Origin of the sequence: Moorena sp. SIO1G6, from assembly GCF_010672795.1 — a bacterium.
Classification (GTDB): Bacteria; Cyanobacteriota; Cyanobacteriia; order Cyanobacteriales; family Coleofasciculaceae; genus Moorena; species Moorena producens.
The window spans coordinates 1-12,932 of the sequence record NZ_JAAHFZ010000070.1 but is presented as its reverse complement, the minus strand read 5'-3'; the positions used below and the strand labels follow the sequence as shown (position 1 = coordinate 12,932).

Below are 12,932 nucleotides of genomic sequence, written 5' to 3'. Positions count from 1 at the left end.
TTTTTCCCCTCTTCCCTGCTACCTGCTCCCTGCTCCCTGCTCCCTGCTCCCTGCTCCCTGCTCCCTGCTCCCTAAAAACTTAGGTGCGCTTTCCGTAGGCGAATTAAATTCGCCACGGGTCGCACCTCAGAAATTTGTACCTCACAAGTCGTAGAATTGCTATATCACTCCACCCCCTCCAATAATAGAGCCACTTGTTCAGGTGCAGGAAGTTGATTCTGCAATTGTTGTGGTAAGGTTGAAACTATTCGATAAGTAGCAACACCAATCGGTTTGTTTGACTCTTTCAACGCATATTCTACAATGGTCTTATCTTTAGACTTGCAAAGAATTATTCCTATGGCAGAATTCTCCTCTTCTAGCCTCACTTTGTCATCTAACGCTGCCAAATAAAACTGCATCTTGCCTATATATTCTGGCAAAAACTCCCCGATTTTTAAATCGATGGCTACCAAACATTTGAGACTGCGATGAAATAACAGCAAATCAATAAAATACTCTTTGTTGCTAATTTCTAAGCGATACTGACTGCCAATGAAAGCAAACATCCCTCCCATTTCTAGTAAAAATGGTTCGACTTTAGCTATAATTGCTTGCTCTAACTGACGCTCACTGTACTGATCAGCTAGTTCCAAAAAATCAAAGGTGTACTCATCTTTAACGGCTAACTTAGCTTGCTTACGAATTTCCTCGGAAAATGGCTGTTAAAAATTTGTTTGATTGAGCAACGTTTTCTCGTAGGTTTGATTCTCAATTTGGTGAATCAAAACATTTTTTTTCCAGCCAAATTTCCGCGTCATCCGGATATAAAACTCTCGCTCTAAGTCATCTTTACACTTTTGCATAATAACCGAATTATGACTGCAACCAATTTCTGCAACCATTGGTTGCAGTTTTTCCTTGGCATAGCCTCGTAGGGTGTGTTAGGGACGGGCTCGCCCTAATTTTCCGCCTCGTAGCCAGTGTTGAAACAGCCCGTCCCGTAACGCACCGCCAGTGTTGGGACAGCCCTTCCGAAAACTGTAACAGGCAAGATGCCTGTTACACCCACCGGCTCAAACAGCTTTTAGGAGATGCACCAATTTCTGCCACCAATGGTGACAGTTTTTCGGTAACCATTAAGCTAATGGGCTATGTCACAGCTTCAAAGCCTGTGCCACAAGGCCAACAGCTGACCGCTGACCGCTGACCACTGACCCCTGACTACTTACTTACCCCCTCAAATCCTCCCTTGAGAATCCTCAATATCATTCCTTAGCTCCTCTAACTTCCCTTGTGCCTCTGGATCTTCCAAATTAAAAAACTTTTGATAAATTCCCTCAGCAGCCTTTAACGATTCAACCGCTTCAGCAAACTCTTCTAGGTTGTGGGCAATCTCACCAAGTTGTTCTTGAATTTCCGCCTGCTTTGGCAAATTGTTAGCCTTTGTGGCCAGTGCCAGGGCTGTGCGGTAACACTGCTGAGCCTTTAGCTTTAGCTGTCCGGCAAAATTCATCCCACACCTAATGCGCAGCATTAGGTGTGGGATGAATTTTGCACAAGATATTTATGTAATAGGGAACAATTACGATTGAAGATCGTCTATAATAAAAAAAGTAGGGAAGACAAATTAAGAGCTAACCGCCACCTACTAATTAAAAAATAGAACTTATTTATTGTTCCGGCGCGGAGGGGCATCCCGTGTCGTTAATAAAGCTTACCGTGTATCCGAAGCGATGGCTGGAGTTGGTAAGAAGCCCACACTGAACTCGTTCGCGAAGCGGTTCTGTAAGAGCAGAGTCAGTGTGGGAGTATGTCACTCCAATGCGCTTATACATGTCAGCTTGGAGCTGGTATATGGCAGCATTGTCTGTACCAGCTTTGATTCTTGTTTCTAAAACGTCAATGGCATTCTGATTGAGACAAGTGTTGAGGTAATTTGGATCTTGGCAAGTGCTGTGATAAAGATGAGCTTGCCCCTGAGCTTTGGCATCTGCATCCAGATTTTGTGTCTCAATCAGAGCTAGGTTCTTCTTTAGCTCCTGCTCCAGCTCATCCGTCAGCAGGGTAATGGTGGGAGCTGGCTCTTGATTGGGATTTTCAGGTGAAGAGACACCGGTACTAGCAGTCACAACTATAAAATAATCCCGATCCCGTCGGAGTTGGGAGCTATCAGGGTAATCAACTATGGGTTCAGATACCCGTTTTTCCCACACTGGTGTTGCCAGATACTTAATAGTAACATCATAGTGGGTGGCTTCTTTCACCCCATTCCAGCGCAGGGTCAGGGGTTGATTAGGACGTAGTGCTGTATTCCTAGGACTGATCAGGTGGGGAAGGTCTTCATTTGCGATGCCACGTCCAGGTGCTAGGTTATCTCCCGGTCGGAACAATATTCCTGAATCAGATAATATTCCTGAATCTGAGCAACCTTTGGACACCTTAAAAGGGTTTCCTACAGGAACTTGCCAACTATTGAGATCATTGCAGGAAACTGTAGCAGAGGATTGAGGGTTTCTGACCCAGATCCGGTCTGTGAGCTTGAGGATATCTCCTTGGTGAGCTCGATCATAACCAAACCACAGGGGACGTTTCACTTGAACATTCCCTGTCAGAGCTGCAATGTAGTACAGACCTTCAGCCGGAGTAGTCGCTGGAGCCGCGATCGCGATTAGAACCGTGGAAAGTAGGCAGATGGAGAATAGACGTTTCCAAATCATGGCCTTTGTTTCTGTTGTTGAGCTTTCTGAATATATTGATTAGCTAGATGTAACCAGGTGTCTTCTTCTGGAATCAAGCGATTTCCTATTCCTAAATCATTAGCTAGATCCAGCCATTGGTTTGGTTTTGAAATCAGAGGATTTTCTAGGATTAAATGGCGACAATTTTTCCATTCCTTGAGAGATTTCTTGAGAGCTTCAGGTTTTTTCTTGCGTTCAAGTACCTGAGCTAAAATACAAGAGGCAGAGGCACGATTGGGCAGATATTTGGCCACATCTGGATTCTTAGCAATATTGATAGCTTTTTCCAGGGCAATCTTAGCTTCATCATCCCGCTTTTGTTTGAATCTTACCCACCCTAAATTTTTATATAAATTATATTTATCCTCTGGATAAACTGATTGCTTGGTGGTTAATTTTAGACCTTCAACTAAAAGGTTTGCTGCTTTAGGATAGTCCTTTTCTAGAATGTAGAGTCTGGCCAAGTTGTTGTATGCCCTAGGAATGTTGGCACTTACTGCCAACTGGTACTCTTGCTTTGATTTCTTGAGCTGTAACCAGTCTTCATAAACTACGGCCAAGTTGTAATGGGCCTTAGCATTATCAGGATCAAGGGCAATCGCTCTTTGGTAGTCGGCTTCGGCACTACTAAGCTCACCGGCTCGATAGTGCTCTAAGCCACGTTGACCGTAAATAACTGAAATCTTGGGTAGGCTAGACCAAAACCCTAGCAATCCCAACACTAGAGCGAGAGTGGAGAAAAACTTGGTTTCAGCATGAAGAAACTTGGGCACCTTCAAACGAGTTAGCAATTCCTCAAAACATTTTTTCAATGCTTCTGAGAAATCGTTATCTTTTTGCTCTTCTTCGGTAAGGTCACTTTTGGCTTTCAGCAGAGTGATCAGAGTTGGTACAATGATGGCGGAAGTGCCAGCCACACCGGGACCACCAGTTAAGAAACGACTAACAATGTTGACTAGCAGAGCCAGACTGACACTCCAACCTCCAAAGGTCACACCGTTAAACACCCAGTCGTAACGATCTAGCGGATGAGGAGGACGCTGTTGATCCAAATACCACCACCAGCCGTTAGGCTTTGTTGGTAGACTGTGACGATAGCTAGAAAGTTCCAGAGCTTGGTCAATCCGTTGTTTGTGTTGTTGGAGTTGGGCATCTAGCTCATGGATGCACTCTAGAAGCTCTGCTGGTATGAAGGGTTCCTGAGTGAGGGCATTGTGGAGTGCATCTCTGGCACACAGAATCTCTAGAGCTTGTTGATTAGTCAAGGGAGAATCTGTGGCTAGGGACTGGAGGGCAGCTCGATATTGACCAAAAAAATGGGTCTCAAGCCCTGTCCTTCTAGGAGACGAAACCTTAGAATAAAGGAGCCTTTATGGTTGTTCAGCTATACGTAAAAGAGGTGGGATCCGTGGCGAATTTAATTCTTAATACGGAAAGCGCACCTTTGGTTAAAACTTGGCGAATTTTGGCTCCTTTATTCTTACGGTAACTTGAGGCCGTAGGCCACGCCAAAGGCGAACGCGAACAAATCATTAAGTTCTCTAATTTAAAAATTCATTTTCTTAGCCACTTCTTTGAACGAATTTTCAATGGCCGCGAGACTCTCAGTGGTCAATATTTTTTGGCGGTACTTAGTTACGCATACTAGGTGCATTTGCAAGGAGCTTAATACTGTGCCAATATTCCGTAAACCCATTGTCAAATCTTGTATATTACACTATAATCGGAGTACAGACCAACTAGAAAACGCCAATTGAAAGCAAGATACCAATATCGTTTTTATCCAACTGACCAACAGAAACAGGACTTAGCTAGGCTGTTTGGCTGTGTCAGAGTCGTGTGGAACGATGCTCTGGCTATTTGCAAGAAATCTAAGAAGGTTCTAAAATCTGGAGACTTACAGAAACTGGTCATAACTCAGGCTAAAAAGACCGAAGAAAGAAAATGGTTGTCTGAAGTGTCAGTCGTTCCTTTGCAGCAGTCCGTAGCTGATTTGGGAGTTGCTTTTAAGAACTTCTTTGAGTCGCACAATGGAAAACGAAAAGGACGAAAAGTTAGGTCTCCACGATTCAAAAAGCGTTCCAATAATCAATCAGCAAGATTAACTCGCAGAGGTTTCTCTATTCAAGGTGATGGAGTTTACTTAGCCAAGATTGGGGTAGTCAAACCGATCTGGTCTAGGGAATTGCCATCTGATCCAAGCTCTGTGACCATTATCTTAGATTGTGCTAACAATTATTTCTTGAGCTTTGTAGTAGATATTCAGCCTGTTCAAGTTGATGCCAAGAACCAAAGCATTGGGATTGATCTAGGTATCAAGACTTTCGCGGTAATGAGTGATGGGGGTCATGTCAAGAGTCCTGACTATTCAAAACTAGATCGAAAATTACGCAAACAAACACGAAAGTTTGCTAGACAAGCCAAGGGGTCTAACCGGAGGGAGCAAACTCGCATTAAGATCGCAAGACTAAATAATAAAATCGCCAACAAAAGGAAAGACTTCCTGCATAAGTTCTCAACTAGGATAGTCAGCGAGAACCAAGTAATTGTCCTAGAAGACCTTAACGTATCAGGAATGGTCAAAAATCGCAAACTAGCGCGAGCTATTAGCCAGCAAGGTTGGTCAGAATTTAGGAGTCTAGCTCAAGCAAAATCAGATAAATATGGCAGGGATTTTCGGGTTATAAGCCGTTGGGAACCCACTAGTCAAATCTGCTCAGATTGTGGGTTCAAGTGGGGGAAACTCGATTTGTCCGTACGCTCAATACTCTGTGTTAATTGTGGAACCGAGCAGGACAGAGACATAAACGCTGCTAGAAACATAGAAAAAGTCGGCATGGGGCATCGGCATGACTCTAAATGGGCAAGGAGGGGCGATAAGACTGTTGAGACCGTAGGTCACGCGGGGCGCGTTCGGCAGCACACCCCGATGATCTGTCAAGAATCACCGTTCTTCTAGGACGGTGAGTATGTCAACATATCTGCCCTGGCTTTTGTAGAGTAATGCCAGATTATTGAGGCTGGTTGCCACATGGGGATGGTCTTCACCAAGGAGTTTTTTCCTCAGTGCTAAGGCTTGTTGATAGAGGGGTTTGGCTTCAGCATATTTGCCCTGGCTTTTGTAGAGTAATGCCAGATTATTGAGGCTGTCTGCTACATCAGGGTGTTCCTCTCCCAAGATTTTTTGCCTAATCTCTAATGCTCTCTCAGCTAGGGGAATCGCTTCTGAGTACTTTCGTTGTTGATAAAGCTTAATGGCTTGCTGATTGAGTTGAGAGGCTTCTGCTAGGGATAACTCTTCAGCCCTTTCACTCCCTGGTGAACTGGGTTGTTGAGCAATGATACTTTGCCCCCAGCTAGACCTAGGGAAAGCCACTCCCATTGCCATCACACCGACAACGGTAGCTAAAATAGCTGCTCCCTTAACAGATAGGTTTTGATTCATTTCCTGAACACCGTATGAGATACGCAACAAACCTCACGATAGGAAGTGGGGGTGATACAGTAGTGTGCCACTCACTATTATTCTTCCACTGAAATTATAGCTATTGGGATTTATAGCAACCGAAGTATAGTTTAGTGTGTAGGGTGGGCAGTGCTTGAGACAGATCAGATCAGCTGGGCTTTGGGCTTAGCTAGGCACTGCTCACCGACGATTAATCCCAATGGTGCCAGATGTGAGTAAAAACATTTCCAGGCTCACGAATTGTCTTAGAAAACTATATTCAATCAAGGTTTTATCCTAATAACTTCCCCTTTAAATATTTATATAAAATTCCTTGATCGTTACCGGAGCGATAATGTTATCAAGCTTATTGACTTTGAATAATTTCTGTGATGGGAATAGTTTATAGCAATTCTACGACTTGTGAGGTACAAATATCTGGGTTTTAGGGAGCAGGGAGCAGGGAGCAGGGAGTAGATAAGACAGAAGAGGTAAGACAGAAGAGGTAAGAGCCAATAGTCAAAGAATTATGTGTACCTCATGAGTCCTATAAACGCTATAATTATCAGCATAATCTAAGAATTTAATCGCACTCTTGCGGAATTTAATAGTCATTTTTAATCCAATCTGTGAGATCAGTCACGTCTTCAGTCTCATAGTCTTGAGGTAAGCCAAAGCTGGTGTCAAGCTCTTGTTGCTCTTGATCACTAACGTAAGGCATTAACATCTGACAGAGTAAGAGTCTTTCTTCTCTCAAAACTTCTCGGATGCTTTCTTTGATAAGTGTTTTTAAGTCTTGAGTTTCCATCGCTTTTGAATTAAAGGTTATTTTTTTAATTATATAGCAAAGGTAACAGGGAACAGGGAACAGGGAGCAGGGAGCAGGGAGCAGGGAGCAGGGAGCAGGGAGCAGGGAACAGGGAACAAACATTCTATCAATTGATTTAGGATTGCTATAGCATTTTTTATACTAGGAAGTCGGGAGTTGGGAGTTGGGAGTCGGGAGTAAAGTAAAAAAAAATAGCCGTAGAAATACTATCCACGACTATTTCAATTTTTTATGTCACAAAATTAGCAAACTTAACCTGATCAGTTCCTATCTGATTCGACCAAAACCTTGGCCGGGGGAGAAAACCCCCCCAGAAATTTAGCGATGCAGCGCGGTCTTGGGGAGCCAGTGCGGTCTTGGGGGTCTCCCCCATGAGCAACTGGCGTGGTTTCCCCCATGAGCGACTGCATCAAGACAAGGTGTTATGGCAACAACCAATACTTGGTGATTGTAGTGATAACTTCCCCTGGAACATCCGTCGGTTCCAGAGGGGTCCATTCCGCTATTTCTGCATAGCCTAATGCGTAAAGCATCTGCATGCTATAAATTACTGCTTCACGAGAACCTTTCAGAGTTTGATGAGCAGGTTGTTTCTTGAAGTTTTGCTTGAATTGTTGTGACATCATAAAAAACTTAATTTCGGTTTATATTGATTATTGTAATGATTATAGTTTTAGTTGTCAAGGGTTTAAAAAAAGTTTTTTTGGAATTTTTATGGTTAATAAAAAAATAGCGTTCGCTTTTAGCGGAAGCTTCGCTTCATCGCGTAGCGTTAGCTTTGCGGCTCTTCCATCTGTTCAAGGACAACTAATTAAAATGTTGATTGGGGGAGGAATTGTCATTATAGTTGGTAATTTATCAGCTGCTTGGGGACTAGATGAAGAGCTTGCTCTACCACGAGAGACGATCCGCACTGCTGTGGTAAATGGGTATTAATATCCTGCATTTTGCTTGGTGTCGGCGGCAACTAACTCTGCATAGTAGGAACATTGCTTTCCAACACCCTAGTTTGCCATCTTCTCCAACTAGGCCAAAAACTCTTCCAGAATCACCGATGTCTCCAACACAGAAGAGGAAAAGAAAAAAACTTTCTGATTTGTTGAATTTTTTAGAATTTAGAATTTAGAATTTAGAATTTAGCGTAGGGTGCGTTAGGGGCGGGCTCGCCCTAATTTTCCACTTCGTAGCCAGTATTGGGATAGCCCGCCCCGTAACGCACCACCAAGTAGAATTTAGAATTTAGAATTTAGAATTTAGAATTTAGAATTTAGAATTTAGAATTGGGAATTTAGAATTGGAATATGCCTGTCGTGTTGGGACAAAAACTATTTTCTACTTTGGTGACACAATTACCACTGGTGCTAAAAACTGGAGTTTGTGGACATCACCTCTGGCTCGGTGTAGATAATAGTCTATAGAGACACAATAAAAACCAGTGACTATTCAAACTCAACGTACTAGTGGTTTTATAGACCCCTGCCCTTATATTGCTATCGGGTCTACACTACTGGTATTTTTAGCCTTATTCCATGGTTATCGGTTCCAGAAAACACTGCTATCTACTACCGTCAGTGCCAGGGAAGAGGAACCGCTGCAACTTCAAACACTGTCCCTCAAGCGCCAGCTGATTGGTGCTCTTCGCATTGAAGCTAAAGCAAAAATTCCCCTTAACCGATGGGTTACTTATGAAATCCAGTTACTCGATGGCCAAGGTCAACCATTCGCCTCCGCCATCAAGCAAGCCTGGAATGAATCAGGAACTTGGTATGATGATGGGGAGTCTGGTACATGGCAAAAAGATGACCTGTTAGCAGGACTTGATGTTCGCGCCAAGCAGGAAGAGATGGTGACCATTGCCATTGCAGTTTTGGAGTATGGGGATACATCAGGAAAAGTACTTGATCAACCAGTGCCCTTTCAGGTAACTGTCCAAAATGGAGTGATAGATACGCGCTATCTTTGGCCAGGTTTAGTGACGACATTATGTCTTACCTTGATGATTTTATATGCAACGCCATTAACCGGGAAAAAAGCCATCTTCAAAACGATTAACGATAGCGACCCCAGCGATCGCGCTACTGTCGGTGGTGCAAATCGCCTTGTGCGGGTTAAAGTTGATGTTAAGGCAGATGAAACTTCCCCATCGAAACTAGAAGTTCGCCTTTTTCTCAAGGACTCCCATGGTGAGCAAATCTATAACCGTTCGTTTCCCTTGCCTATGACCTATCTCAAAAACAACGGCAAGATCAAGGGAGCAACAGGTAAACTACAAACATTCTTCCTGTTGGAATCTCGCAGTTCCTATGGCTTCTATGTGGAAGTATGCCCAGATGCATCTGTCGATCGCACAACCTTGAGAGTTATTGATGGCAACCGTACCTTCACAAGCGTTGAGGTGGTAAAAATTAGCCCAACCCTTGATACGCCATGAATGCCTTAGAAACAGCTAGGGGAGTGTCAAACAGTTTTAGCTGTTTAACGCGCTTCGAGCAAGATGCTCCCACTACGCGAGCAAGATGCTGGCACTACGCGAGCAAGATGCTCGCACTACTTGTATTTTCCATCCAGGAATTGATCCCATGTTGACTAAAATTTTGACAGCGACGACAGTTGCGATCGCACTATTTACCATAATCGCAGGTTACACTCAGCGTTCAGCCCTTGTCCTGCGGGAAGAAAAACAAAATAACTACTGGCCCCGACATCGGACACATTTATCCGGTTACTATTATCTAGGTATTTGGAAATCGTCCCCCAATCGCTCAGACTATGGTAGCTTTCGCGGAGGCGGTCCGGCTAGCGGGAAATAGACGATGGAAGATGCGATATCAGATGGGAAACCGATACCTAACTCTAGCATCCCATCCCTCAAACGGGACCAGCGTTGGTTGCTCCTGATTGCTGCTGCGGTTTCCTCAATTTGTGGACTAGCGGTAGAACTGTTGCTGGGAACTCTAGCAAGTTACTTGGTAGGGAATCAAGCTCTATCCTATGGTATTTCCGTTGGAGTATTTCTCGCAGCAATGGGTCTAGGGTCTTACCTGAGTCAGTTTATTGCTGTCAATCAGACCAATTCCCCATCTCTACAACACCAACTACTCTTAGTCTTTGTCAAAGTTGAACTACTCATTGCTCCCCTAACTGCCCTATTGCCTTTGGGACTATTTGCTGTATTTGTTAGCAATGGTTCCATCTGGCTGGGTTTATTCTTCGTCACTATTGTCCTCGGAGTACTAGCAGGACTGGAAGTGCCGCTACTGACCCGAATTCTGGAATTGGACAAAGGGGTGCGGGAAGCATTAGCAGGTGTTTTAGCCTTAGACTATTTGGGAGCACTACTGGGTTCCCTGGCTTTTCCCATCCTCTTATTACCCATTATCGGTTTATTTCCTACGGCTTTTGTCTTAGGGTCATTACCCGCCTTGATGGTGTTTGCTATTGGCAGACGCTTTCCCAGACTGCGGCCCTGGGGATATTTGGGTTTAACCCTAGGTATTCTCCTGTTTACCTTGGCTCCCTTAGCCATTCCGATTAGCGACAAGCTGGAAAATACTCTGTATAGTGGGCCAGTGATCACCCGCATCCAGTCTCCCTACCAACGCATTGTCCTCACACGACAAGGACAGGATGTTCGTCTGTTCCTCAATGGCGATTTGCAATTTTCCACCCTCGACGAATACCGCTACCATGAAGCTTTAGTCCATCCCGCCATGAGTGCTAGTGTTGGTAGGCGTCGGGTTCTGGTGTTGGGTGGAGGTGATGGTATGGCCTTGCGGGAAGTGCTCAAATGGCCAGAAGTCGAACGAGTCCTACTGATCGATTTAGACAGCGAGGTTGTCAAATTAGCTAGTCATCACCCTCAATTAGTCCAAGTTAACGATAACTCATTTTCCGACCCCCGTGTCGAAGTGTTGTATGCTGATGCTTTCATTAGGGCACCCGCACTCAACGAAACCTTTGATGTGATTATTGCCGACTTTCCCGACCCCGATCAAAAGATTATTGCCAAGCTTTATGCAGAAGGATTCTACCGCCGTCTCTTACCCCGATTAGCAGACAAAGGCATTTTTGTGACTCAGGCATCTAGTCCCTTTTTTGCTCCCAATGTCTTGAGTTGTATTGCCGCAACCTTGGAAAATGTGGGACTATTAGTTCATCCCTATGTTATAGATGTCCCCAGCTTTGGGCCTTGGGGTTTTGTGTTAGCATCAAGGCGATCGATTCAGCCGGACACCCTCAATTTATCGGTATCAACTCGCTTTCTGACCCCAGGCATTTTACACTCCTTGTTTGAGCTGCCAGGAGATATTAAGTTGGGTCATGTCGAGGTCAACCGCCTTGCTCATCCTGTGATTGTACGCTACCAATCTGACCCCCGTTGGGCAGCTTACTAAAAAAATTGGGTTTAAAGCCCCCTCCTTCTAGGACGGCTTTCTATTGAAAACTGTTCTGACGTTTGTCGCCAGTTAGCAAGTAGGGTGGGCAGTGCTTGAGACAGATCAGATCACCTCAGCTTTGTGCTTAGATAGGCACTGCCCACCGACGATTAATCCCAATGGTGCCAGATGTGAGTAAAAACATTTCCACGATCACGAATTGTCTGAAGAGACTATAGTCAATCAACGTTTTATCCTAATAACTTACCATTGAAATATTTAGATTAAATTCCTTTATCGTTACCGGAGCGATAATGTTATCAAGCTTATTGACTTTGAATAATTTCTGTGATCGGAATAGTTTCCTGATCTCCTTCTACTTCTATCGATTGATGCCGAATGTGCTGACGCAACACCTGATTAATCAAGGTTTGATAATTGCCTCCACCAGATAGATGTACCTGCTCACGAAACCACTCAATAACATCGTTATCTAAACAAATTGTGATCCGAGTTTTACCAGATGGCATCGGGTCAATCGCGCCACGCTTACCTTGACTAAAATCATACTCAGCTTCCATCTTCATCCCTCCAAATATTGTTTACGTTCAGTACGAGTGGCTTTGCGAGCTGAAATCAAACGGATTTGATCACCTCGCCAGGTATAGACCACAACCAAAACGGGTGCATCTCAATGCATGCTATTTGACGCGGTGGTGCGTTACGGGCAACAACCTAACACTTGCTATGGCTTGCGTCTTGGCGAGCCCGTCCCTAACACACCCTACGCCTAAATTCTAAATTCTAAATTCTAAATTCTAAATTCCCTCTTTCGATAAGTATCAAAAAAAAATAGCCGTAGAAATACTATCCACGACTATTTCAATTTTTTATGTCACAAAATTAGCAAACTTAACCTGATCAGTTCCTATCTGATTCGACCAAAACCTTGGCCGGGGGAGAAACCCCCCCAGAAATTTAAGGTGTTATGGCAACAACCAATACTTGGTGATTGTAGTGATCACTTCCCCTGGAATATCAGTCGGTTCCAGAGGGGTCCATTCCGCTATCTCTGCATAGCCTAATGCGTAAAGCATCTGCATGCTATAAATTACTGCTTCACGAGAACCTTTCAGAGTTTGATGAGCAGGTTGTTTCTTGAAGTTTTGGCTGAATTGTTGTGACATCATAAAAAATTTAATTTCGGTTAGCAGTGATTATTGTAATGATTCTAATTTTAATTGTCAAGGGTTTTGAGAAGTTTTTTTTGGGAGTTTTGGGATTAATAAAAAATAAGCGATCGCTTTTAGCGGAAGCGAAGCTTCATCGCGTAGCGTATCTTTCAGATAATCGCTTTTATAAGATTAGCGATCGCTTATTTTTAAAACTAGTATTTTGTGATAGCGTTTATTGCCTTAAAGTCCCCCTTTTTAAGCTATGCTTTATAAACATCTTTCTTAACATAAAACTTGACAAAAAGAGTCAAGTGTGTGTTCTTGCTAGAATCGCCTCTGGCATCTATTATCACAAATATGGAACAATGGATATTGAAAGAGCTAGGA

14 protein-coding genes and 4 pseudogenes are annotated in these 12,932 nt (G+C 43.8%); 7 read left to right on the top strand and 11 right to left on the bottom strand.

From position 1 onward, the window contains the following. Positions 1-164 precede the first annotated feature (164 nt). Positions 165-899 (bottom strand): annotated as a pseudogene (locus F6K63_RS32390) (PDDEXK nuclease domain-containing protein); the annotation flags it as partial. Between F6K63_RS32390 and F6K63_RS32380 the strand changes: the two are divergent. Continuing rightward, a complete protein-coding gene (locus F6K63_RS32380; RefSeq protein ID WP_287314390.1) occupies positions 884-1,189 on the top strand; it encodes a hypothetical protein in 306 nt (101 codons plus the stop codon). The pseudogene F6K63_RS32390 and the gene F6K63_RS32380 sit on opposite strands and share 16 nt — an antisense overlap. A gap of 30 nt (positions 1,190-1,219) precedes the next feature. Here the strand turns inward: F6K63_RS32380 and F6K63_RS32375 are convergent, their stop codons facing one another. From F6K63_RS32375 to F6K63_RS32360, 4 genes and pseudogenes are all read right to left on the bottom strand, one after another. Continuing rightward, positions 1,220-1,516 carry a hypothetical protein gene (locus F6K63_RS32375; RefSeq protein ID WP_287314389.1) on the bottom strand — a complete coding sequence of 99 codons (297 nt, stop codon included), beginning with the start codon at positions 1,514-1,516 and terminating at the stop codon, positions 1,220-1,222. Between the two features lie 136 nt (positions 1,517-1,652). Beyond that, complete coding sequence (locus F6K63_RS32370; protein WP_287314388.1) at positions 1,653-2,699, bottom strand: hypothetical protein; 1,047 nt, start codon at positions 2,697-2,699, stop codon at positions 1,653-1,655. Then, positions 2,696-3,985, bottom strand: coding sequence for a tetratricopeptide repeat protein (locus tag F6K63_RS32365; protein WP_287314387.1), 1,290 nt, complete (start codon positions 3,983-3,985; stop codon positions 2,696-2,698). Before F6K63_RS32365 ends, F6K63_RS32370 begins: the two co-directional genes overlap by 4 nt. A gap of 284 nt (positions 3,986-4,269) precedes the next feature. Beyond that, positions 4,270-4,416, bottom strand: a pseudogene (locus tag F6K63_RS32360) (transposase); the annotation flags it as partial. A gap of 57 nt (positions 4,417-4,473) precedes the next feature. Between F6K63_RS32360 and F6K63_RS32355 the strand changes: the two are divergent. Next, complete coding sequence (locus tag F6K63_RS32355) at positions 4,474-5,679, top strand: RNA-guided endonuclease InsQ/TnpB family protein (RefSeq protein WP_287314386.1); 1,206 nt, start codon at positions 4,474-4,476, stop codon at positions 5,677-5,679. A gap of 18 nt (positions 5,680-5,697) precedes the next feature. Here F6K63_RS32355 and F6K63_RS32350 read toward each other — a convergent pair. The 3 genes and pseudogenes from F6K63_RS32350 to F6K63_RS32340 form a co-directional block, all read right to left on the bottom strand. Continuing rightward, positions 5,698-6,108, bottom strand: a pseudogene (locus F6K63_RS32350) (tetratricopeptide repeat protein); the annotation flags it as partial. 661 nt (positions 6,109-6,769) lie between these two features. After that, positions 6,770-6,973, bottom strand: a complete 204-nt coding sequence (locus F6K63_RS32345; RefSeq protein ID WP_287314385.1) for a hypothetical protein — start codon at positions 6,971-6,973, stop codon at positions 6,770-6,772. A gap of 443 nt (positions 6,974-7,416) precedes the next feature. Beyond that, the gene (locus F6K63_RS32340) at positions 7,417-7,617 is read right to left on the bottom strand and encodes a hypothetical protein (RefSeq protein WP_008178674.1); all 201 of its coding nucleotides are present in this window, start codon (positions 7,615-7,617) and stop codon (positions 7,417-7,419) included. A 91-nt stretch (positions 7,618-7,708) separates the two neighbouring features. On the opposite strand from F6K63_RS32340, the gene F6K63_RS32335 reads away from it, so the two are divergent. The 4 genes from F6K63_RS32335 to F6K63_RS32320 all read left to right on the top strand — a co-directional run bounded on the left by F6K63_RS32335 (position 7,709) and on the right by F6K63_RS32320 (position 11,388). Beyond that, positions 7,709-7,930: a hypothetical protein gene (locus tag F6K63_RS32335; protein ID WP_287314384.1), complete on the top strand. Its 222-nt coding sequence runs from the start codon at positions 7,709-7,711 to the stop codon at positions 7,928-7,930. Between the two features lie 499 nt (positions 7,931-8,429). Next, the gene (locus F6K63_RS32330) at positions 8,430-9,425 is read left to right on the top strand and encodes a hypothetical protein (RefSeq protein WP_287314383.1); all 996 of its coding nucleotides are present in this window, start codon (positions 8,430-8,432) and stop codon (positions 9,423-9,425) included. An 85-nt stretch (positions 9,426-9,510) separates the two neighbouring features. Continuing rightward, entirely contained in the window at positions 9,511-9,804 is a 294-nt protein-coding gene (locus F6K63_RS32325; RefSeq protein WP_287314381.1) for a hypothetical protein, read from the top strand. Between the two features lie 3 nt (positions 9,805-9,807). Continuing rightward, positions 9,808-11,388, top strand: a complete 1,581-nt coding sequence (locus F6K63_RS32320; protein WP_287314380.1) for a polyamine aminopropyltransferase — start codon at positions 9,808-9,810, stop codon at positions 11,386-11,388. 308 nt (positions 11,389-11,696) lie between these two features. Here F6K63_RS32320 and F6K63_RS32315 read toward each other — a convergent pair whose 3' ends face one another. From F6K63_RS32315 to F6K63_RS32305, 3 genes and pseudogenes are all read right to left on the bottom strand, one after another. Beyond that, complete coding sequence (locus F6K63_RS32315; protein ID WP_044492115.1) at positions 11,697-11,951, bottom strand: BrnA antitoxin family protein; 255 nt, start codon at positions 11,949-11,951, stop codon at positions 11,697-11,699. Between the two features lie 2 nt (positions 11,952-11,953). Continuing rightward, positions 11,954-12,052, bottom strand: a pseudogene (locus F6K63_RS32310) (BrnT family toxin); the annotation flags it as partial. A gap of 304 nt (positions 12,053-12,356) precedes the next feature. Next, entirely contained in the window at positions 12,357-12,557 is a 201-nt protein-coding gene (locus F6K63_RS32305; RefSeq protein WP_287314402.1) for a hypothetical protein, read from the bottom strand. A gap of 26 nt (positions 12,558-12,583) precedes the next feature. Between F6K63_RS32305 and F6K63_RS32300 the strand changes: the two genes are divergently transcribed. Continuing rightward, on the top strand, positions 12,584-12,932 hold a 349-nt coding region (locus F6K63_RS32300; protein WP_287314379.1), incomplete at its 3' end, for a hypothetical protein.

Coding starts and splice junctions, on each gene's coding strand:
- F6K63_RS32375 (WP_287314389.1), bottom strand. CDS start 1,516: ATGCTGCGCATTAGGTGTGGGATGAATTTTGCCGGACAGCTAAAGCTA.
- F6K63_RS32370 (WP_287314388.1), bottom strand. CDS start 2,699: ATGATTTGGAAACGTCTATTCTCCATCTGCCTACTTTCCACGGTTCTA.
- F6K63_RS32345 (WP_287314385.1), bottom strand. CDS start 6,973: ATGGAAACTCAAGACTTAAAAACACTTATCAAAGAAAGCATCCGAGAA.
- F6K63_RS32340 (WP_008178674.1), bottom strand. CDS start 7,617: ATGTCACAACAATTCAAGCAAAACTTCAAGAAACAACCTGCTCATCAA.
- F6K63_RS32335 (WP_287314384.1), top strand. CDS start 7,709: ATGGTTAATAAAAAAATAGCGTTCGCTTTTAGCGGAAGCTTCGCTTCA.
- F6K63_RS32325 (WP_287314381.1), top strand. CDS start 9,511: ATGCTGGCACTACGCGAGCAAGATGCTCGCACTACTTGTATTTTCCAT.
- F6K63_RS32320 (WP_287314380.1), top strand. CDS start 9,808: ATGGAAGATGCGATATCAGATGGGAAACCGATACCTAACTCTAGCATC.
- F6K63_RS32315 (WP_044492115.1), bottom strand. CDS start 11,951: ATGGAAGCTGAGTATGATTTTAGTCAAGGTAAGCGTGGCGCGATTGAC.
- F6K63_RS32305 (WP_287314402.1), bottom strand. CDS start 12,557: ATGTCACAACAATTCAGCCAAAACTTCAAGAAACAACCTGCTCATCAA.